We start from the raw sequence: 19,380 nt of genomic DNA on the forward strand, positions 1-19,380 counted from the left end.
TTTTTTTTGTTTTGAACTTTATACTTCTTTTTTGGAGCTTGCGAAACTCGTGAAATACAGGAATTAAGCGCATTAACGTTTATTGAGCGTAATGAAAATGTAGTGTTGCTTGGCCCAAGCGGTGTAGGCAAAACGCATTTAGCTGGATTAGGACACGCGTTTCACACCAATAAAAAAACGCTCTATTTTTAAGTTTAATTCAGCATAATATATAAATAGACAAAATCTTATAAATTAAAAGCAACTTATTGTAATTTAAACAATTTTATACGTTTTAGTAACTTGCAAATTAACCATTGCTTTTAAGCCATTTCTGGAATTTTATATGCCTGTGCGAAACTCGTGTTACCAACAAGTCATCGATAATGAAAAAAAGCTTACTATCAATCTGCAGCCGAAACCCTGTTATCCTGATTGTCAATATTAGTATCGACTAGTCGCATATGTAACAGCGGAAAAGGGTTGCCTTCGCCATCTAATTCAGAGCGATCATAAATCCGAAAACCTTGCCGTTGATAAAAACCTATCGCTTGTTTATTTTGTTACGAGTTTCGCACAAAACTAATTTGGGTACGCTAATAAAACACGGATGTGCTCAGTAATAGCATTTTTGATTACGTCCCAATTTTGTTGATAAAGGGTTATTTTTTCAGATATACGACGTTTATGTTATTCAAACCACGCAGAAATAGCGAGAAAAATATGATTTCTTTGCGCTCGGCTCGTGCGAGCCTGACAGCGTTCAATACCACAATTTTGTTTAACTTCTCGCTGATAAACTTCAACAGACCAACGGGCATCCATGATAGTTTGACGTATTGACGGGTGGGATTGTCTTTGTTTGTTACTCTGTAATCAATACGGCCGTTTTTGGCTGTAAATTTGAAAACAGTCACCCAACCGTAGCCTCTTAAGTGTATTGGAGTTCCTTTTTCTGAGATGTCTAACTTGTTCAGTTGTTTGTTATGGTTAACAATCCTGTTTTTCTCAGCGTGGTTACCCAGACCCAACCATGAGAGCGAATTGATTTCAGATTATCCAGGTAGAATACCAGGCATCCATCACTACCGCTTCTGGTATGATCCCTCTTTTTTTAGCAAGAGCGAGCATTTCGGAAAAGTGCATGTTTTTTGTTTTTCCATCAGAATCTTTATCATAAATACGATAATCAATAGGAATTGATCCAACAGTTGTTAAATTATGCCAAAGTGAATTAACTAAACCTATGCCAGCAATAACATCATGTTCATTACCTGAATATTGATAATGGACCATCTCTATTTTTTACTACGTGTTTTGGCAATCAATGTATCATCGGCAATTAGTACGCAAGGGCTTTTTTTGTCTATAGAAGGTTGAACTAATCGCCATAAGTCTTTAGGTCGAAAACATCTACTTTTAGCCATCGGCTAACAGTGTCATGAGATAAAGGCGATGGGCTTACTTCTGATAACGCCAAACCAGAGTATCTTAACACTGCTTACTTGTAAGAATGTTTTATAGATATTTTTAATGCATGGATAACCGAACAAAATATGAACACCTTAATTTTTTCTTGTTTTGAACTTTATACTTCTTTTTTGGAGATTGCGAAACTCGTGTTTGTTCATTAACATCGACTTCATTGACGGCAAAGTTAGTCACAGCATATTGTAGCAATGCTTTGTCAATACCCTTACCGCGTGAAATGGGCGAGATAAATAGCATTTCTAACCGATTTTCTTTAGTCGCCATAAAGCCGGTAATACAGTTATGCTCATTCACTGACATGTAAACATCAATATTGGGTAAATAGTTATTTAAACACGAGTTTCGCACCAATAAAAAAACGCTCTATTTTTAAGTTTAATTCAGCATAATATATAAATAGACAAAATCTTATAAATTAAAAGCAACTTATTATAATTTAACAAATTTATACGTTTTAGTAACTTGCAAATTAACCATTGCTTTTAAGCCATTTCTGGAATTTTATATGCCTGTGCGAAACTCGTGTATGCATATATTTTTCCTTGCTATAAAGTTAGTTATATTAAAGTCTATGATTTTGGTTTAAGGGCTATGAAGTTAAATTTTGCTCAATTGCGGTAGACTGGGTTTTAAAATCAGCAATCCAAGTATACCCGCAATTTGACATTGACCGCAGCCATCATATTTTATTTCATCAGTGATTGGGTAATTTTTCACTGAAAATAAGAACGCTTGTTGTGGGCAAATGTTGGTAAACGTCTTATCAGCACCGAATAATCCTCGCAGCAACCCGCTAGGCTAACATAACGATGTGACTTTAATACACGATAGTAGCTTTCATCTTGTTTATTATTGGCGATGGTGTTGACTTGGCGAGAAGTAAAATATTGCTACTTAATTAGTATTATTTTAACTTCTTTTATTAACAAACTGGGCTAATTAGATCAATTTTTAGCTAATTTCACTAAAGCTAGCGGAATATAATAAATCTTTACGGCAAACTTGATATTTCATTGCACTAAATCATTGTATAGTGAGTGCCTTAACGGTATTCAGAGCTAAATATGGCATAAGGATTTATGTGTATCCTAATAGGGAATGCGGATTTTTACTCTGTTTACCGTTAGTTTCAATTACGCCTTGGTCTGCTATTAATTTCAATATAAATTACCTTTCTGTTGTTTTAATCACTATATCAATACCAGAGCCAGTTGATATTCTATACTAGTAGTTTAGTTTCATAATTTTGGTTAGGTATCCTTGATGAGTTTATTAGATAAGAATGAAAACATTTAGTGTTAGAGAAAATTGTTGTCTATGATTATTGATGGTTTGGTAGATGGAGCTTGCTTGGGAAATAACCTGGATATCCTGGAACATGGTGAATTGCGAGGGATCAGTCATATGTCAATTAAGCGTGGTGGTATATTCATAGGCCAGTCTGAGAAAATTGAGCATCAATCGGAAAAAGTAATAAAATTAGAAGCCATTGAAGAGATACCCAAAAGTAAATGAGCATTTTTTGCTAACGTGATAGAATGCGGTGTTATATTGATAGTAAAATCTTTTTCAATTGGTAATGCATGGTTATTATCCTAAAGACTCCTCGTTTAATTTTATGGGAATGGCGAGAAGCTGATTGGCTCCCTTTTTATCGTCTTAATAGTGATCCTGATGTTATGCGTTATTCCTACATTTACTTTAAAAAAAAACAAAGCGATGCTTTCACTGAAAGTATTAGACAGAAATTTATCCAACAGCAAGGTTGGGGATTGTGGGCCGTAGAGTTGTTAGCACAGAAGCAATTTATTGGATTTGTTGGGCTCAATATTCCCGCATATGATCTACCTTTTATGCCTTGTACTGAAATTGGCTGGCGATTAGCTAAGCCATTTTGGCGGCAAGGATTGGCTTATGAAGCTGCTCGAAGCGTATTAGATTTTGCTTTTTTGCAGCAAGAAATGCCGGAAATTGTCTCTTTGTTACCGCTAAAATTAATCGTCCCTCTGAAAATTTGATGAAAAAATTAACAATGGTAAAAAGATGCGCATAATTTTTTACATCCAGCGTTACCATCGGCTCATCCCTTACAGGAACATATTCTTTATCGGCTCAATCAGCAGCAGTGGTTAAGAAATAGCCCTAATTGACAGCTAAACTATTTCGTTAGAGTTAATTCGCCTGCTATTCCAGCAGGCGAGGTGGCGTTATTTAAGCCTAATTTGTTGGTGAATAATACGCTGCATTTCATCTTTTATATGAAGCTTTTCTTTTTTTAATTTGATGACGTTATCATTATAGCCTGCGCCATTTGGGCCTTCTAATTCAGTGATCTGTTTATCCAGTTGATGGTGTTTTTCAAATAGTGATTGGAAGCGTGGATGAAAGCGTTTTAGGTGAGAAAATAACTCATGATCAGACAGCAACATATAACCTCCGGCAAAATTATTGAGAGTTAATTTAAGTATAACAATAATTAAAATTTAGCAACGGCGAACACAATAATTTACATTGTTAAATGTTATATATAATTATTTGATTTTTAATAATATTTGCAAATTAATTGGTTGTTTTACTCTTTACGATTTTTTACTTTTTGACACGACAGTTATACTAAAAAAGATGCTTGAATTAGCTAAGTATAAAAATTATTGTTATCAGTTATAGTTAATATCACTTTTATCACTATTTATAAAGTAGGATGTGGCAATGAATAAATATACCTTTCCATTACTGGGATGCTCCTAACGACATCTTATAGCTAGGCGACTTAATTTTGATTACAAGGTGTGTTATGAGTTATACAATTGATTTTCGACGTAAAGTAATATCTGTAAGGAAAGCCGAAGGTTTAACAATTCGAGAAACTGCGAAACAATTCCGTATTGGAAAAGCGTCTTTAGTACGTTGGCTTAAACGACCAGAGCCAAAAAATTCAACGCCACGTAAGAGGAAGCTCGATAAAAATGCTTTAGCAAAAGATGTGGAACAGTATCCAGATGCTTACCAAAAGGAACGGGCAGAGCGATTCGGTGTTTGTAAAAAGACTATTTGGCAATCCCTTAAAAAGCTGGGATTAACCTATAAAAAAAACTCTATTCCATCCAAAAACCAACGAAAGCGACAGGCTGGCACATCAGCAAAAAAGACAACAGTATGAAAAAAAAGATAAATCTGTTGTTTTTATTGATGAAAGTGGTTTTTCACATGACACTCCACGAACTCACGGCTATTCCCCAAAAGGTCACCGTTGTTTTGGCCTGAAAAACTGGGGTGCTAAGGGAAGAACAAATGTTATTGGCGCTTTATTGGGAACAACCCTTTTTGCTATCGGATTATTTGATTGCAATATTAATCGTGATGTTTTTTATGTTTGGATCACAAAAATATTGCTCCCAGAACTTCCTGAAAATTCTGTTATTTTTATGGACAACGCTAGCTTTCACAAAGGTAAGAATATTGAACAGGCAATTATAAACGCAGGACACCAGATAGAATATTTGCCTGTGTATTCACCAGATTTAAATCCTATAGAACATAAATGGTCTCAAGCTAAACGTAAAAAGATGGAAACAGGATGCACTATCGATGACCTGTTTTTAATACATATGCTGTAATCAAAATTAAGTCGCCTAGCTATACCACTCATCTCGGGGAAGGCAATAATATCGTTCGCTATAATAGTAAATTACCGATAGTGGTATATGTTCCTAACGATATGGCAGTTAAATATCGCGTGTGGTCAGCACCAGAAGAACTTAACAGTGCGAAGATCAAATAATGGTTTAATTTAACCAACAAGCCATCTCCTGTGAGATGGCTAGATGTGTGCTTGGTTTATTATTTTAGCGAGTGACTAAAACAGTTATTTTCGCATGACGAACAATGCTAGCTGCGGTTGATCCTAGCAGGTAACTGGTAGAATTGGGGCTATGAGAGCCAATAAGAATTAAATCGGCGTCAATATCTGATGCATAGCTTAAAATTTCCTCTTTTGTCGGGCCAATGCCTATTTTACAAGTAATTTGCCCATTAGGAATGTTTACTTTTTTAATGATATCTTTAAGTAGTTCGAGTGCGACTCGGCTGCGCTCTTCAGAATCTTGTTGGCTCTCTGGTAGGACCGCAATTTCAATACCAAAAAATATTTCTAAATTGGGCAGCACAGATAGGAAGTGGATTTCTGGTTTGCTAGGTTGGTTAAATGAGACCAGTGTTTCAACATGCTTAATCACTTTTTGATTCAATTCATCTTCAACAATATCGATAGGAACTAAGATCTTATTATACATGATACCCTCGCATCATATTGTCATCTAATTATATTGTAGCAATAGTAAAAAATGATGTCGTGATATTTTTATTTGCTCGTTATTTGGAATAATTAACTTAATATAAAAAATATTTAAAATAAGCGTGTTATTTTAATCAATTATTCTAATTGAAAATAAATATTATTTCTATTTCATTATAGATAGTGGTAGATAATAAATAAGTAAATAATTATCAATTGCACTTTATTAAAATAAATGATTATGAAAATGAAAAATCAAGACAAATATAATTTTTTATGTCATCTTATAGGAAGGTAAATTAATATTTGTTTTTGAATAAAATTAGCATTAATAATAACAATATTGTTTTTAAGGTTTACTATCATTTTTTCCTTATTTTACTAAAAATAATTAACTTTAGAATTTGATTATGACACAGACTAAACACCGCGAAGAAAAAAACACACTTTTTGTTTCCGATGAGCAGCAAATAAAATTTAGAGCTTCCAAAAAGAGCACGATCATTAGTATCGTTGTCAATTTTTTTCTCTCTTTATGGCAAATTATTATCGGCTTTTTGGCACATTCCCAAAGTTTGATTGCTGATGGTCTTCACTCATTATCAGATTTATTGGCAGATTTTGTGGTGTTGATTGCGAATAAATATAGTCATAAACAACCTGATGCCGATCACCCTTATGGTCATTTTCGCTATGAAAATGGAGCATCTTTAGTACTGGGAACGATTTTGTTAGTGGTCGGCGGTGGCATGATATGGAAAGCGATTGAAAAAATGCTAAATCCAGCTGAAATTCCCGATGTGCATATTATTGCTCTGGTTGTTGCGCTATTATCACTTATTGTTAAAGAAGGTCTATTTCGTTATATGCTTTTTGTGGCAGATAAGGTTAATTCAAATATGTTAGTTGCTAATGCATGGCATGCACGTTCAGACGCAGCTTCATCTTTAGTAGTTGCCATTGGTATCATTGCTAGTTTATGCGGTTTTAAGATCTTTGATCCTATTGCGGCCTTAATTGTTGGTGTTCTGGTTATTAAAATGGGGTATAAGTTTACTTATCAAGCGTTTAACGATCTGATGGATAAGGGGGCTGATGAACAGACTCTAGCGGCTATCCGTAAACAGCTGTTGGCAATGGGCGGAGTGATTGATATTCATGATCTTAAGACCCGTAAATCTGGTGATTATTTACTAGTTGATGTTCATCTTGAAGTTAATGGCCTTTTAACGGTAGAACAAGGCCATCAAATTGCTGTTTCAGCGCGAAAAAAATTACTTGAAAATCCCACTATCTTAAATGTCATGATCCATGTGGATTCGGTTGAAATGCAATAGCTCATTTCCTGATTGATAATAAATAGCAATCGATAAATATCATTGCCGCTACTAAGTTTATTAGTTTCATAATACTTATGAATATTATCGCTAATTTTCTTTATCAAAGATTATATTATTGAATGGTGTGATATATTAGTTAGCTAAAATGTGATGTTTATCGATATATCATCGCTTACATAGCATAATATTATGTTCATGGCTTATTGGGTCATCCAGGCAATATCCTAATTTAATTAAGGTTGAAAAAGAGGTTAATGTGGAAATATTAGTAACAGGCGGTATGGGTTATATTGGTAGTCACACTTGCGTTCAGATGTTGGCAGCGGGTATGCAGCCTGTTATTTTAGATAATTTGTGTAATGCCAGTAGTGAAGTATTGGCGCGAATAGAAACATTAACGGGTTGTCGTCCGGTTTTTTATCATGGAGATGTACGTGATGAAAAATTATTAGACACCATTTTTTCCAACCATACTATTAAAGCCGTTATTCATTTTGCTGGGTTAAAAGCGGTTGGTGAATCGGTTACTAAGCCTCTTGAATATTATGATAATAATGTCAATGGCACGCTGGTATTAGCGCGTAGTATGCATCGGGCTGGTATAAAAAATATTATTTTTAGCTCTTCTGCCACCGTTTATGGTGATCCGGCAACGGTGCCTATCACCGAAGAGTTTCCGATTGGCAATACCACTAATCCGTATGGTAGCAGTAAAATTATGGTAGAGCGCTGTTTATCGGATCTCCAGTATGCTGATAATAGTTGGTCGGTTACCCTGCTTCGCTATTTTAATCCGGTTGGGGCACATCCATCCGGCACGATGGGGGAAGATCCGCAAGGTATACCTAATAATTTGACGCCTTATATCACTCAGGTAGCTATTGGCCGGCAGCAGAAACTGATGATTTTTGGTGCTGATTATCCTACCCCAGATGGCACAGGAGTGCGTGATTATATTCATGTCATGGATCTCGCTGATGGGCATATTGCGGCACTTAAATCAGTTGGTTTTAAGCCTGGTTTACACATCTACAATTTAGGTACAGGTAATGGGACAAGTGTATTAGAGATGCTGAAAGCATTTGAAGAAGCTTGTGGTAAAAAAATCGCCTATGAAATTAGTCCTCGCCGACCAGGTGATATTGCTGAATGTTGGTCAAGCTCTGCTAAAGTTGAACGTGATCTGGGATGGAAAGCCACTCGCTCGATTCAACAGATGGCTGCTGATGGATGGCGTTGGCAATGCCAGAATCCACAAGGTTATGGTAAAAAATAATAGCTAGATTGTGGTTTGATTTGTAATAGTCCACATCAATACCCAGCTTATTAGCTGGGTTTTTGTATATGTTATTTATCAATAATTGATAATTTCTATTTGTATTATAAGTTATAACGTTATCTCTTTTCTTCTTACTAATTGAGTATGAATTTCTGACAGACCAATTTTCTATCGAACGCTATCAGGATCGATTATTAATAACCAGTCTCGATAATATGAATGTTATTCCATTATTACTATGGTGATACTGCCGATATTAGTCTACAAGGTGATATTGTTCAATTATCAAATATTAACACGAGTTTCGCAATCTCCAAAAAAGGAGTATAAATTCAAAACAAGAAAAAATTAGGGTGTTCATATTTTGTCCGGTTATCCATGCATTAAAAATATCTATAAAACATTCTTACAAGTAAGCAGTGTAAGATACTCTGGTTTGGTGTTATCAGAAGTAAGCCCATCGCCTTTATCTCATAACACTATTAGTAGATGGCTAAAAAGTAGATGTTTTCAACCTAAAGACCTATGGCGATTAGTTCAACCTTCTATAGACAAAAAAAGCCCTTGCGTACTAATTGCCGATGATACATTGATTGCCAAAACACGTAGTCACGAGTTTCGCACCAATAAAAAAACGCTCTATTTTTAAGTTTAATTCAGCATAATATATAAATAGACAAAATCTTATAAATTAAAAGCAACTTATTGTAATTTAAACAAATTTATACGTTTTAGTAACTTGCAAATTAACCATTGCTTTTAAGCCATTTCTGGAATTTTATATGCCTGTGCGAAACTCGTGAACATAAGAACAATAAGTGTGTTATTAAAAAATTTCATCAATGATCTCGACTATGAAGTGATAGAATTGGTATTAATAATACGTTCATTATTTAACATTTCAATAACATTTGGTTGATTAAGTTTCAATGACCGAAGAATAATGCTATTAAGTTAGCTATTATTAATAGCCAGATGAAATAGCAGGTAATTTGTTATGACTTATCATATTGAATTAAAATGCAAAATAAGTTTGCCACGCATTGTTGTTTATATTGCCGTAAGATTGATTAACGGCCTTAATTGTTAAACAAAAAATAGCATTAGAAAAGGTTATTTTTATCAATACCAAGGCGTTTCATGCGTGATAATAATGTTGTGCGTTTTAGCCCCAGTCGTAGTGCTGCGCCTTTAGAACCGGTAATAACACCATTGGTTTCTTTTAGGACACGGACGATACGTTGATACGCATCTTCTACAGGATGAAATTCACTATTTACGCCCTTTACCGGAATTTTTGGTTCACTGGCATTGAAATTCATTTCCGCTAATGAGAGCTGAAGTACATTGCCTCGTGTCAATAAAACGGCACGTTCAATCACATTTTCTAGCTCTCGCACATTGCCTGGCCAATCCATTTTACTTAATAGCTGTAAAGTTTGCGCAGGAATGCTGTCAATATTGCGTCCGAGGCGGTTGGCAATTTTAAAAGTAAAAGCTTTCACCAGTAATGGAATGTATTTGGGCCGTTCCCGTAATGGGGGAAGGTAGATAGGAAAAACATTCAGTTGATAATAGAGATCGGCTCTAAATTCACGATCGGCAACCATTTGCCTAAGGTCACGGTTAGTGGCGGCAATAAGACGTACATCTGTGTGGATGAGCCGGTTACCACCTAGGCGTTCAAATTCTTGTTCTTGTAATACCCTCAACAGCTTAGATTGAAGTTCCAGTGGCATATCGCCCACTTCATCTAAAAATAACCTGAGTTCGGGATAAGAAATAAAGTGAAAGTCTTGCTATTCAAATAGTTGAATGCGCATATTTTGTTAAAATACTCTAACAATCTGGTTAAAGCGTAGAGCATTGTTAAACAATTATGGAAAATCTTACTGAACTTTATTGCCTGATGGATGATTTTTGTAAAGACTTCGAGCCAATGCATGAAATTTTGCTGAATAACGGTAGTAAGCGTCGTAGACGGTCTACTCAGCTTTCATTGGCTGAAATGATGACACTGGTTGTTTTGTTTCATCAACTCCGATTCAGCCAATTCAAGGTATTTTATCTCTATCATGTCCGTTTATATCTCAGGAAGGAATTTCCTAACTTGCCATCATATTCACGCTGCGTAGAGTTACTTCCGCGTAGTGCCTTAGCTTTAACGGCACTGTTTGAGTCAATTAAGGGAAAGTGCACGGGTCTGTCGGTTGCCGATTCCACTCCGATAGCTGTGTGTGATAACTTACGGATCCGCCGGCATAAAGTCTTCGATGGGATAGCTGGACAAGGAAAAACCTCAACAGGTTGGTTCTTTGGTTTCAAACTTCATGTAATTATCAATCATTTGGGGGAAATACTCAGTTTTCGACTTACACCAGGAAACACAGATGATCGGAAACCATTACCTGAGCTGATAAAAGATCTTTCTGGTTGTTTGTATGCGGATAAAGGGTACACGAGTTTCGCACAGGCATATAAAATTCCAGAAATGGCTTAAAAGCAATGGTTAATTTGCTAGTTACTAAAACGTATAAATTTGTTTAAATTACAACAAGTTGCTTTTAATTTATAAGATTTTGTCTATTTATATATTATGCTGAATTAAACTTAAAAATAGAGCGTTTTTTTATTGGTGCGAAACTCGTGCAGTAATCTCGACTGATTAAACGTGCAACAGCTGCATACACCTGGCGAAGGGGCATCGCTTGATGATCTTTTCCCTGCGTACGCTGACGTAATGTTTTTTGATAGGATGAATAGTATTCTGGGGTGACATGTAACCCTCGCGCCAATTCCGCCAAACGGCCATAAATATCGGTTTGGACAGTCTCATCAAAAATCCGGTTTCTATCGCCCTGATGTGATTTGATGATTTGATCACAACAACTTTCATAGAAACACGAGTTTCGCACAGACATATAAAGTTCTAAAAATAGCTAAAATAATGTTTTATCCGCAAGATATTAAATAATATAAAATATATATTTATTTCAATAAGTTATATTTTAATTAGCAATTTTTGCGAATTATATATTATGTTGAATTGAACTTAAAAATAACTTGTTTATTTGTCGGTGCGAAACTCGTGAGAAATTGAAAAAAACCTGACAGGTTGCTGGCTAACTGTTTAATCCGTGTATTATTCATGTCAAGCAGCAAATTGAAATCAAGAATATCTGGGGTATCGATAAGGGGCACGGGCCAGTTTTCAACAAGCATTTCATAACGTTGATTGACAGCTGGCAGTCGTGGCCAGATTTTTTGATGAAACTAAAATAAAGAAAGTGATGCGCCTCATGCAAGCCCTTTTCACTGATTAACGATTGATAACGTTTTTGATAACGGTAACGTAAATGCTGAGGTAACGATGCGATATCGTTTAAAATCGCTTGCCCCTGAACTATCTCACGGGTAAGCGGTTTCGGATAGGAAACTGCTTCATGTCGGGGATGATTCCACCAATACTTAAATGCCATCTGGGGTGAATAGGTCACTGGTGAGACAGTAAAATCAATAGTGGCATGCCTCATTGACATGCACCCCCCTAATTTATCGGGATCAAGCAGATTAATCGCAGTTTCACAACGGCGCGATAAGATCTCGACGGTTTCCCGATGGTGATCAAGGGTACTTATCTCGTTGGCATTTGTTCTTAGCGTATGATGTGAAATTAAATCCATTACGAGTCGCACCGGATCGGCATGAAGACAGACAACTTCGTAACACCGTGAGGAAGGATTCGCTTCCAATAAGCGCCATTCCATTTTATGGGTGTGTGAATTTTGCTGGCACGAAATGGCAAAGCGGGTGCCAAAAATATAAACGCCCGTTTTGGGGTCTAACGGGCTCATGACTTGCCTCCGAGTACGGCAATGATTTCTTTTGCGAGCTGCCGCTTACCCGAGATTGCCCGTGGTGCGGATATTTCATGAACCGTAAATCCCAGATTGACATAAAGTGATTTTGCGGCAATTGAATTAGAAACGGTGATAGGGTTTCCCTGATGGGTATTAATTTTTTTTAGCCTTTTGGCTAACTTTTTATGTTCCGCTTCGGTAAATTTCTCAGGGCAGTATTGAGTAAACCCGTTTTTATGATCCAGATAAGGTGGATCACAATAAATCCCATCCCCGCTTTTAACTAATGACAGGGTTTCTGACCAGTCACGACAGCACAAGGTCATTGATTGCGATTGACGGCCGATAAATCGATTGATTTCTTTTTCGGGGAAATAGACCGTTTTATATTTTCCCGCCGGAACATTAAATTGGCCTTTTTGATTATACCGACAGAGGCCATTAAAACCGTGCTTATTTAAATACAGAAAACACACCGCCCGCCACAATATAGCTAGGCGACTTAATTTTGATTACAAGGTGTGTTATGAGTTATACAATTGATTTTCGACGTAAAGTAATATCTGTAAGGAAAGCCGAAGGTTTAACAATTCGAGAAACTGCGAAACAATTCCGTATTGGAAAAGCGTCTTTAGTACGTTGGCTTAAACGACCAGAGCCAAAAAATTCAACGCCACGTAAGAGGAAGCTCGATAAAAATGCTTTAGCAAAAGATGTGGAACAGTATCCAGATGCTTACCAAAAGGAACGGGCAGAGCGATTCGGTGTTTGTAAAAAGACTATTTGGCAATCCCTTAAAAAGCTGGGATTAACCTATAAAAAAAACTCTATTCCATCCAAAAACCAACGAAAGCGACAGGCTGGCACATCAGCAAAAAAGACAACAGTATGAAAAAAAAGATAAATCTGTTGTTTTTATTGATGAAAGTGGTTTTTCACATGACACTCCACGAACTCACGGCTATTCCCCAAAAGGTCACCGTTGTTTTGGCCTGAAAAACTGGGGTGCTAAGGGAAGAACAAATGTTATTGGCGCTTTATTGGGAACAACCCTTTTTGCTATCGGATTATTTGATTGCAATATTAATCGTGATGTTTTTTATGTTTGGATCACAAAAATATTGCTCCCAGAACTTCCTGAAAATTCTGTTATTTTTATGGACAACGCTAGCTTTCACAAAGGTAAGAATATTGAACAGGCAATTATAAACTCAGGACACCAGATAGAATATTTGCCTGTGTATTCACCAGATTTAAATCCTATAGAACATAAATGGTCTCAAGCTAAACGTAAAAAGATGGAAACAGGATGCACTATCGATGACCTGTTTTTAATACATATGCTGTAATCAAAATTAAGTCGCCTAGCTATAATCTAACAACTGTTGAATCAATTCCTATTGATTATCGTATTTATGATAAAGATTCTGATGGAAAAACAAAAAACACGCACTTTTCCGAAATGTTCGCTCTTGCTAAAAAAAAAGAGGGATCATACCAGAAGCGGTAGTGATGGATGCCTGGTATTCTACCTGGATAATCTGAAATCAATTCGCTCTCATGGTTGGGTCTGGGTAACCACGCTGAGAAAAACAGGATTGTTAACCATAACAAACAACTGAACAAGTTAGACATCTCAGAAAAAGGAACTCCAATACACTTAAGAGGCTACGGTTGGGTGACTGTTTTCAAATTTACAGCCAAAAACGGCCGTATTGATTACAGAGTAACAAACAAAGACAATCCCACCCGTCAATACGTCAAATCTATCATGGATGCCCGTTGGTCTGTTGAAGTTTATCATCGAGAAGTTAAACAAAATTGTAGTATTGAACGCTGTTAGGCTCGCACGAGCCGAGCGCAAAGAAATCATATTTTTCTCGCTATTTCTGCGTGGTTTGAACAACATAAACGTCGTATATCTGAAAAAATAACCCTTTATCAACAAAATTGGCATGTAATCAAAAATGCTATTACTGAGCACATCCGTGTTTTATTAGCGTACCCAATTAGTTTTGTGCGAAACTCGTGTATTAATGTCAGTTTTTTGTTCTTATTTATTACTAGGTTAGTTTTTAACGGACTCGCCAGTTAATCGATAAGGGTAGTGCTGATTAGATTTAGGCATAGTATCCTCATTAAGTTATCGGTTTTATTGCGATGATAGAAACACGAGTTTCGCACCAATAAAAAAACGCTCTATTTTTAAGTTTAATTCAGCATAATGTATAAATAAACAAAATCTTATAAATTAAAAGCAACTTATTGTAATTTAAACAAATTTATACGTTTTAGTAACTTGCAAATTAACCATTGCTTTTAAGCCATTTCTGGAATTTTATATGCCTGTGCGAAACTCGTGAGAAAAAGAAATAAGATTTTTTAATTGCGTTATTTCAAGAAATCCCCAACATAAAATTATTATGGCGATGTTTTAATTTCTTGAGGATGTTTTCCAAGAATTTCGATAACGGCCTGAAAAATAGAGTTAAGATCCCGTTCAAAAATAATACCAACATTTAATTGCATTTCTTTTATCGCATTGATGATAGCTATCATGAGTGCTAATTTTTCTTTCGGAGTAAGGTTTTTTATCTCCTGTTTTTTATTTTCTTCAGGAAGTCTCCCGAAAAAAGTGAATGAATGGTATTAATGACTAATTGATCTAACGGTTTAGCCTCTAGCGCTAATTTTTCCTCGTTATCCTTTTTTTGATAATATTCAATATGGATAATTCGGCAAATTTTTTATCGTCATTAAATCACGAGTTTCGCACAGGCATATAAAATTCCAGAAATGGCTTAAAAGCAATGGTTAATTTGCAAGTTACTAAAACGTATAAATTTGTTTAAATTACAATAAGTTGCTTTTAATTTATAAGATTTTGTTTATTTATACATTATGCTGAATTAAACTTAAAAATAGAGCGTTTTTTTATTGGTGCGAAACTCGTGTAAATAACTCAATGTGATTACCATCAAAGGCGAGGCCGTGAAGGTTATTTATTCCAAACTTTTTAGCATGTTCAGTAAGATGTGCGATTACTTGATAATAGACTGCCATGGTTACCCTCTTAAAAATTAGATTAGTGAGTCGGTTTTTATGCCCTGACCGAAAACAGGGTGTTGTGGTATAGTGCTTATGCCCACTTTTTCTTTGCAGTGAGCGTTGGGCATAAAATCCAACAACAAGGCGTGAAGTCCATGTCCCAAGAAAGCAAAGACGATACCCGATTACATAAACCTGCCCCGTCACAGCAAGAAGAACAAAAGACAGGGGATAACGATAAAAAATAAGGAGTCCCAAAATGGAACAGCCATCCGAACACATTAAATTTGAAGTCAATTACTCGATTTACCTTGCCGAAATGACAGAAATCTTTAATCGCCGGATTAATCAGTTTTGTACCTTTTGGCAAATACTTTTCGGGGCAGCTATTTTTGGTGGTATTCAACACGAATGGTTGTTGGGTTTTCTGATTGCCTTGACTTCCGCCATTCAGTTTGTTGTTAAATTTGGTGAAAAAGGCGGTAGCGCAAAATCCCAAGTCAGACGTTACCGAAGGCTGGCGGATGAACTTCCGCAACTGGATGAAAACCAGATTAAAGCGAGGATGCGAGAGATTGAAGAGACCGACACACAACCCTTGACCGCGCTTTATCATCCCGCCAAAAAAAGGGCAAGTATTGCGTTGTACGGTGTTGATAGAGAAGCTGAACACCCCCTTACGCGATGGGAACAAATGATTGCTTTCATCGGCGGTGGCATTCCTAAGTAGTGACATCGGGTTACCTCTTTAAATGCGTTTGTGTACTATGTGGTGACGATACTTTCATTTCCACGAGTTTCGCACAGGCATATAAAATTCCAGAAATGGCTTAAAAGCAATGGTTAATTTGCAAGTTACTAAATCGTATAAATTTGCTTAAATTACAATAAGTTGCTTTTAATTTATAAGATTTTGTCTATTTATATATTATGCTGAATTAAACTTAAAAATAGAGCGTTTTTTTATTGGTGCGAAACTCGTGATTTCGTCACTCGCCGTAGCAAAGTTGTAAATTTCCCTGGTGTTAAATAAAAAATAATTAGTTATATTTTTAATGATTAATTGTTCTAAAAGTTTTATTTTGATTGAATTGCCAATCTTTAATTTCTGGTGATAATTCAATCTGTATCAGTAAATGATCATGAAGATACAATCGTAATAATTTACCGTCACAGGCGGGCACAACGGAAAGTTCATCAATGCCATCACATAAGCCAGTCTTGTCGCTTTGACTCTTAAGCTAGGATTTCTCATTATATTTATCCCCTTGTATAATTTATCGATATAGTGGATTGCCTGAGCCATCGCATCAAACATGCCCAAAGAGTCTTTGCCATACCAGACGTGATATAGCTAGGCGACTTAATTTTGATTACAAGGTGTGTTATGAGTTATACAATTGATTTTCGACGTAAAGTAATATCTGTAAGGAAAGCCGAAGGTTTAACAATTCGAGAAACTGCGAAACAATTCCGTATTGGAAAAGCGTCTTTAGTACGTTGGCTTAAACGACCAGAGCCAAAAAATTCAACACCACGTAAGAGGAAGCTCGATAAAAATGCTTTAGCAAAAGATGTGGAACAGTATCCAGATGCTTACCAAAAGGAACGGGCAGAGCGATTCGGTGTTTGTAAAAAGACTATTTGGCAATCCCTTAAAAAGCTGGGATTAACCTATAAAAAAAACTCTATTCCATCCAAAAACCAACGAAAGCGACAGGCTGGCACATCAGCAAAAAAGACAACAGTATGAAAAAAAAGATAAATCTGTTGTTTTTATTGATGAAAGTGGTTTTTCACATGACACTCCACGAACTCACGGCTATTCCCCAAAAGGTCACCGTTGTTTTGGCCTGAAAAACTGGGGTGCTAAGGGAAGAACAAATGTTATTGGCGCTTTATTGGGAACAACCCTTTTTGCTATCGGATTATTTGATTGCAATATTAATCGTGATGTTTTTTATGTTTGGATCACAAAAATATTGCTCCCAGAACTTCCTGAAAATTCTGTTATTTTTATGGACAACGCTAGCTTTCACAAAGGTAAGAATATTGAACAGGCAATTATAAACGCAGGACACCAGATAGAATATTTGCCTGTGTATTCACCAGATTTAAATCCTATAGAACATAAATGGTCTCAAGCTAAACGTAAAAAGATGGAAACAGGATGCACTATCGATGACCTGTTTTTAATACATATGCTGTAATCAAAATTAAGTCGCCTAGCTATAACGTGTAATGGGATTTATTATTTTTCTAGGCAATTTGATAATGTCAAAATCACGATAACAAAAACTGTGAGCACTTTTTTGTTTAACACGAGTTTCGCACAAAACTAATTTGGGTACGCTAATAAAACACGGATGTGCTCAGTAATAGCATTTTTGATTACGTCCCAATTTTGTTGATAAAGGGTTATTTTTTCAGATATACGACGTTTATGTTGTTCAAACCACGCAGAAATAGCGAGAAAAATATGATTTCTTTGCGCTCAGCTCGTGCGAGCCTGACAGCGTTCAATACCACAATTTTGTTTAACTTCTCGATGATAAACTTCAACAGACCAACGGGCATCCATGATAGATTTGACGTATTGACGGGTGGGATTCTCTTTGTTTGTTACTCTGTAATCAATACGGCCGTTTTTAGCTGTAAATTTGAAAACAGTCACCCAACCGTAGCCTCGTAAGTGTATTGGAGTTCCTTCTTCTGAGATGTCTAACTTGTTCAGTTGTTTGTTATGGTTGACAATCCTGTTTTTCCTCAGCGTGGTTACCCAGACCCAACCATGAGAGCGAATTGATTTCAGATTATCCAGACTAGAATATAGCTAGGCGACTTAATTTTGATTACAAGGTGTGTTATGAGTTATACAATTGATTTTCGACGTAAAGTAATATCTGTAAGGAAAGCCGAAGGTTTAACAATTCGAGAAACTGCGAAACAATTCCGTATTGGAAAAGCGTCTTTAGTACGTTGGCTTAAACGACCAGAGCCAAAAAATTCAACGCCACGTAAGAGGAAGCTCGATAAAAATGCTTTAGCAAAAGATGTGGAACAGTATCCAGATGCTTACCAAAAGGAACGGGCAGAGCGATTCGGTGTTTGTAAAAAGACTATTGGCAATCCCTTAAAAAGCTGGGATTAACCTATAAAAAAAACTCTATTCCATCCAAAAACCAACGAAAGCGACAGGCTGGCACATCAGCAAAAAAGACAACAGTATGAAAAAAAAGATAAATCTGTTGTTTTTATTGATGAAAGTGGTTTTTCACATGACACTCCACGAACTCACGGCTATTCCCCAAAAGGTCACCGTTGTTTTGGCCTGAAAAACTGGGGTGCTAAGGGAAGAACAAATGTTATTGGCGCTTTATTGGGAACAACCCTTTTTGCTATCGGATTATTTGATTGCAATATTAACCGTGATGTTTTTTATGTTTGGATCACAAAAATATTGCTCCCAGAACTTCCTGAAAATTCTGTTATTTTTATGGACAACGCTAGCTTTCACAAAGGTAAGAATATTGAACAGGCAATTATAAACGCAGGACACCAGATAGAATATTTGCCTGTGTATTCACCAGATTTAAATCCTATAGAACATAAATGGTCTCAAGCTAAACGTAAAAAGATGGAAACAGGATGCACTATCGATGACCTGTTTTTAATACATATGCTGTAATCAAAATTAAGTCGCCTAGCTATACCAGGCATCCATCACTACCGCTTCTGGTATGATCCCTCTTTTTTTAGCAAGAGCGAGCATTTCGGAAAAGTGCGTGTTTTTTGTTTTTCCATCAGAATCTTTATCATAAATACGATAATCAATAGAAATTGATTCAACAGTTGTTAGATTATGCCAACGTAAATTAACTAAACCTATGCCAGCAATAACATCATGTTCATTACCTGAATATTGATAATGGACCATCTCTATTTTTTACTACGTGTTTTGGCAATCAATGTATCATCAGCAATTAGTACGCAAGGGCTTTTTTTGTCTATAGAAGGTTTAACTAATCGCCATATAGTAGCTCAGACTTGATCTGACGGTTACCGGTTATTTATGCAGTACCTGTCAGG

General features: G+C 36.1%; 21 protein-coding genes and 8 pseudogenes. 18 read left to right on the forward strand and 11 right to left on the reverse strand.

The window, feature by feature from the left end; all coding sequences use genetic code 11:
• Positions 1–48: 48 nt before the first annotated feature.
• Positions 49–144 (forward strand): annotated as a pseudogene (locus AYJ55_RS33405) (ATP-binding protein); the annotation flags it as partial.
• Between the two features lie 417 nt (positions 145–561).
• On the opposite strand, the pseudogene AYJ55_RS36195 reads toward AYJ55_RS33405, so the two are convergent.
• A pseudogene (locus AYJ55_RS36195) lies at positions 562–1,532 on the reverse strand (IS701 family transposase).
• On the reverse strand, positions 1,510–1,818 hold the full coding sequence (locus tag AYJ55_RS16170) for a GNAT family N-acetyltransferase (protein WP_063657261.1): 309 nt from the start codon (positions 1,816–1,818) through the stop codon (positions 1,510–1,512). Before AYJ55_RS16170 ends, AYJ55_RS36195 begins: the two are co-directional and overlap by 23 nt.
• A gap of 969 nt (positions 1,819–2,787) precedes the next feature.
• On the opposite strand from AYJ55_RS16170, the gene AYJ55_RS16175 reads away from it, so the two are divergent.
• Entirely contained in the window at positions 2,788–2,985 is a 198-nt protein-coding gene (locus AYJ55_RS16175) for a hypothetical protein (protein ID WP_162505634.1), read from the forward strand.
• A gap of 68 nt (positions 2,986–3,053) precedes the next feature.
• On the forward strand, positions 3,054–3,488 hold the full coding sequence (locus tag AYJ55_RS16180) for a GNAT family N-acetyltransferase (RefSeq protein ID WP_342668177.1): 435 nt from the start codon (positions 3,054–3,056) through the stop codon (positions 3,486–3,488).
• A 189-nt stretch (positions 3,489–3,677) separates the two neighbouring features.
• On the opposite strand, the gene AYJ55_RS16185 is transcribed toward AYJ55_RS16180, so the two are convergent.
• Positions 3,678–3,899, reverse strand: coding sequence for a DUF465 domain-containing protein (locus tag AYJ55_RS16185; protein WP_032116497.1), 222 nt, complete (start codon positions 3,897–3,899; stop codon positions 3,678–3,680).
• Between the two features lie 365 nt (positions 3,900–4,264).
• Between AYJ55_RS16185 and AYJ55_RS16190 the strand changes: the two genes are divergently transcribed.
• Genes AYJ55_RS16190 through AYJ55_RS33410 form a run of 3 tightly spaced genes read left to right on the forward strand, consistent with a single transcriptional unit; the run spans position 4,265 to position 5,251 of the window.
• Positions 4,265–4,630 carry an IS630 transposase-related protein gene (locus tag AYJ55_RS16190; RefSeq protein ID WP_063653415.1) on the forward strand — a complete coding sequence of 122 codons (366 nt, stop codon included), beginning with the start codon at positions 4,265–4,267 and terminating at the stop codon, positions 4,628–4,630.
• Positions 4,599–5,087, forward strand: a complete 489-nt coding sequence (locus AYJ55_RS16195) for an IS630 family transposase (protein WP_063653499.1) — start codon at positions 4,599–4,601, stop codon at positions 5,085–5,087. Before AYJ55_RS16190 ends, AYJ55_RS16195 begins: the two co-directional genes overlap by 32 nt.
• Before the next feature lie 50 nt (positions 5,088–5,137).
• Entirely contained in the window at positions 5,138–5,251 is a 114-nt protein-coding gene (locus tag AYJ55_RS33410) for an ecotin family protein (protein ID WP_281181174.1), read from the forward strand.
• Positions 5,252–5,315: 64 nt separating this feature from the next.
• On the opposite strand, the gene AYJ55_RS16200 is transcribed toward AYJ55_RS33410, so the two are convergent.
• Entirely contained in the window at positions 5,316–5,762 is a 447-nt protein-coding gene (locus AYJ55_RS16200; RefSeq protein ID WP_063657263.1) for a universal stress protein, read from the reverse strand.
• A 412-nt stretch (positions 5,763–6,174) separates the two neighbouring features.
• Here AYJ55_RS16200 and AYJ55_RS16205 point away from each other — a divergent pair, with 412 nt between their 5' ends.
• The 3 genes and pseudogenes from AYJ55_RS16205 to AYJ55_RS29405 form a co-directional block, all read left to right on the forward strand.
• Positions 6,175–7,101, forward strand: coding sequence for a cation diffusion facilitator family transporter (locus tag AYJ55_RS16205; RefSeq protein WP_063657264.1), 927 nt, complete (start codon positions 6,175–6,177; stop codon positions 7,099–7,101).
• A 259-nt stretch (positions 7,102–7,360) separates the two neighbouring features.
• The gene (gene galE, locus AYJ55_RS16210; protein WP_063657265.1) at positions 7,361–8,380 is read left to right on the forward strand and encodes a UDP-glucose 4-epimerase GalE; all 1,020 of its coding nucleotides are present in this window, start codon (positions 7,361–7,363) and stop codon (positions 8,378–8,380) included.
• Between the two features lie 367 nt (positions 8,381–8,747).
• Positions 8,748–8,993, forward strand: a pseudogene (locus AYJ55_RS29405) (IS701 family transposase); the annotation flags it as partial.
• Between the two features lie 493 nt (positions 8,994–9,486).
• On the opposite strand, the pseudogene AYJ55_RS16215 reads toward AYJ55_RS29405, so the two are convergent.
• Positions 9,487–10,146, reverse strand: a pseudogene (locus AYJ55_RS16215) (sigma 54-interacting transcriptional regulator); the annotation flags it as partial.
• A 116-nt stretch (positions 10,147–10,262) separates the two neighbouring features.
• Here AYJ55_RS16215 and AYJ55_RS16220 point away from each other — a divergent pair.
• Positions 10,263–10,877: pseudogene (locus AYJ55_RS16220) on the forward strand (IS982 family transposase); the annotation flags it as partial.
• Positions 10,878–10,977: 100 nt separating this feature from the next.
• Here the strand turns inward: AYJ55_RS16220 and AYJ55_RS16225 are convergent.
• The 3 genes from AYJ55_RS16225 to AYJ55_RS16235 form a co-directional block, all read right to left on the reverse strand.
• Complete coding sequence (locus AYJ55_RS16225) at positions 10,978–11,304, reverse strand: hypothetical protein (protein WP_063657268.1); 327 nt, start codon at positions 11,302–11,304, stop codon at positions 10,978–10,980.
• A 225-nt stretch (positions 11,305–11,529) separates the two neighbouring features.
• Positions 11,530–12,237 carry a DUF5405 family protein gene (locus AYJ55_RS30925; protein WP_063657269.1) on the reverse strand — a complete coding sequence of 236 codons (708 nt, stop codon included), beginning with the start codon at positions 12,235–12,237 and terminating at the stop codon, positions 11,530–11,532.
• A complete protein-coding gene (locus tag AYJ55_RS16235; RefSeq protein WP_063657270.1) occupies positions 12,234–12,719 on the reverse strand; it encodes a DNA adenine methylase in 486 nt (161 codons plus the stop codon). Before AYJ55_RS16235 ends, AYJ55_RS30925 begins: the two co-directional genes overlap by 4 nt.
• 50 nt (positions 12,720–12,769) lie before the next feature.
• Between AYJ55_RS16235 and AYJ55_RS16240 the strand changes: the two genes are divergently transcribed.
• The 3 genes and pseudogenes from AYJ55_RS16240 to AYJ55_RS36200 all read left to right on the forward strand — a co-directional run.
• Positions 12,770–13,135: an IS630 transposase-related protein gene (locus AYJ55_RS16240; RefSeq protein ID WP_063653415.1), complete on the forward strand. Its 366-nt coding sequence runs from the start codon at positions 12,770–12,772 to the stop codon at positions 13,133–13,135.
• Positions 13,104–13,592 (forward strand): IS630 family transposase, encoded by a 489-nt coding sequence (locus AYJ55_RS16245; RefSeq protein WP_063657271.1) that lies wholly within the window; start codon positions 13,104–13,106, stop codon positions 13,590–13,592. Before AYJ55_RS16240 ends, AYJ55_RS16245 begins: the two co-directional genes overlap by 32 nt.
• A gap of 20 nt (positions 13,593–13,612) precedes the next feature.
• Positions 13,613–14,251 (forward strand): annotated as a pseudogene (locus tag AYJ55_RS36200) (transposase); the annotation flags it as partial.
• A 413-nt stretch (positions 14,252–14,664) separates the two neighbouring features.
• On the opposite strand, the gene AYJ55_RS30940 reads toward AYJ55_RS36200, so the two are convergent.
• Positions 14,665–14,802 carry a hypothetical protein gene (locus tag AYJ55_RS30940; RefSeq protein ID WP_187153291.1) on the reverse strand — a complete coding sequence of 46 codons (138 nt, stop codon included), beginning with the start codon at positions 14,800–14,802 and terminating at the stop codon, positions 14,665–14,667.
• Positions 14,803–15,550: 748 nt separating this feature from the next.
• Here AYJ55_RS30940 and AYJ55_RS16255 point away from each other — a divergent pair.
• From AYJ55_RS16255 to AYJ55_RS16265, 3 genes are all read left to right on the forward strand, one after another.
• On the forward strand, positions 15,551–16,021 hold the full coding sequence (locus AYJ55_RS16255) for a hypothetical protein (RefSeq protein WP_063657273.1): 471 nt from the start codon (positions 15,551–15,553) through the stop codon (positions 16,019–16,021).
• Positions 16,022–16,678: 657 nt separating this feature from the next.
• Entirely contained in the window at positions 16,679–17,044 is a 366-nt protein-coding gene (locus tag AYJ55_RS16260; protein ID WP_063653415.1) for an IS630 transposase-related protein, read from the forward strand.
• Positions 17,013–17,501 carry an IS630 family transposase gene (locus AYJ55_RS16265; protein ID WP_063653499.1) on the forward strand — a complete coding sequence of 163 codons (489 nt, stop codon included), beginning with the start codon at positions 17,013–17,015 and terminating at the stop codon, positions 17,499–17,501. The genes AYJ55_RS16260 and AYJ55_RS16265 overlap by 32 nt, the downstream gene beginning before the upstream one ends.
• 128 nt (positions 17,502–17,629) lie before the next feature.
• On the opposite strand, the pseudogene AYJ55_RS26575 reads toward AYJ55_RS16265, so the two are convergent.
• A pseudogene (locus tag AYJ55_RS26575) lies at positions 17,630–18,121 on the reverse strand (transposase); the annotation flags it as partial.
• A gap of 36 nt (positions 18,122–18,157) precedes the next feature.
• Here AYJ55_RS26575 and AYJ55_RS16275 point away from each other — a divergent pair.
• The gene (locus AYJ55_RS16275; protein WP_063654386.1) at positions 18,158–18,442 is read left to right on the forward strand and encodes an IS630 transposase-related protein; all 285 of its coding nucleotides are present in this window, start codon (positions 18,158–18,160) and stop codon (positions 18,440–18,442) included.
• Between the two features lie 48 nt (positions 18,443–18,490).
• Positions 18,491–18,979, forward strand: coding sequence for an IS630 family transposase (locus tag AYJ55_RS16280; protein ID WP_063653499.1), 489 nt, complete (start codon positions 18,491–18,493; stop codon positions 18,977–18,979).
• 18 nt (positions 18,980–18,997) lie between these two features.
• On the opposite strand, the pseudogene AYJ55_RS16285 reads toward AYJ55_RS16280, so the two are convergent.
• Positions 18,998–19,326: pseudogene (locus AYJ55_RS16285) on the reverse strand (IS701 family transposase); the annotation flags it as partial.
• Between the last annotated feature and the right edge of the window lie 54 nt (positions 19,327–19,380).

It is taken from the genome of Candidatus Arsenophonus triatominarum, from assembly GCF_001640365.1.
GTDB lineage: Bacteria > Pseudomonadota > Gammaproteobacteria > Enterobacterales > Enterobacteriaceae > Arsenophonus > Arsenophonus triatominarum.

Excerpts from the sequence above, each read along its gene's own strand:
- AYJ55_RS16175 (WP_162505634.1), top strand. The coding sequence starts at position 2,788 with ATGATTATTGATGGTTTGGTAGATGGAGCTTGCTTGGGAAATAACCTG.
- AYJ55_RS16180 (WP_342668177.1), top strand. The coding sequence starts at position 3,054 with ATGGTTATTATCCTAAAGACTCCTCGTTTAATTTTATGGGAATGGCGA.
- AYJ55_RS16185 (WP_032116497.1), bottom strand. The coding sequence starts at position 3,899 with ATGTTGCTGTCTGATCATGAGTTATTTTCTCACCTAAAACGCTTTCAT.
- AYJ55_RS16190 (WP_063653415.1), top strand. The coding sequence starts at position 4,265 with ATGAGTTATACAATTGATTTTCGACGTAAAGTAATATCTGTAAGGAAA.
- AYJ55_RS16200 (WP_063657263.1), bottom strand. The coding sequence starts at position 5,762 with ATGTATAATAAGATCTTAGTTCCTATCGATATTGTTGAAGATGAATTG.
- AYJ55_RS16205 (WP_063657264.1), top strand. The coding sequence starts at position 6,175 with ATGACACAGACTAAACACCGCGAAGAAAAAAACACACTTTTTGTTTCC.
- AYJ55_RS16225 (WP_063657268.1), bottom strand. The coding sequence starts at position 11,304 with ATGTCTGTGCGAAACTCGTGTTTCTATGAAAGTTGTTGTGATCAAATC.
- AYJ55_RS30925 (WP_063657269.1), bottom strand. The coding sequence starts at position 12,237 with ATGAGCCCGTTAGACCCCAAAACGGGCGTTTATATTTTTGGCACCCGC.
- AYJ55_RS16240 (WP_063653415.1), top strand. The coding sequence starts at position 12,770 with ATGAGTTATACAATTGATTTTCGACGTAAAGTAATATCTGTAAGGAAA.
- AYJ55_RS30940 (WP_187153291.1), bottom strand. The coding sequence starts at position 14,802 with ATGATAGCTATCATCAATGCGATAAAAGAAATGCAATTAAATGTTGGT.
- AYJ55_RS16255 (WP_063657273.1), top strand. The coding sequence starts at position 15,551 with ATGGAACAGCCATCCGAACACATTAAATTTGAAGTCAATTACTCGATT.
- AYJ55_RS16260 (WP_063653415.1), top strand. The coding sequence starts at position 16,679 with ATGAGTTATACAATTGATTTTCGACGTAAAGTAATATCTGTAAGGAAA.
- AYJ55_RS16275 (WP_063654386.1), top strand. The coding sequence starts at position 18,158 with ATGAGTTATACAATTGATTTTCGACGTAAAGTAATATCTGTAAGGAAA.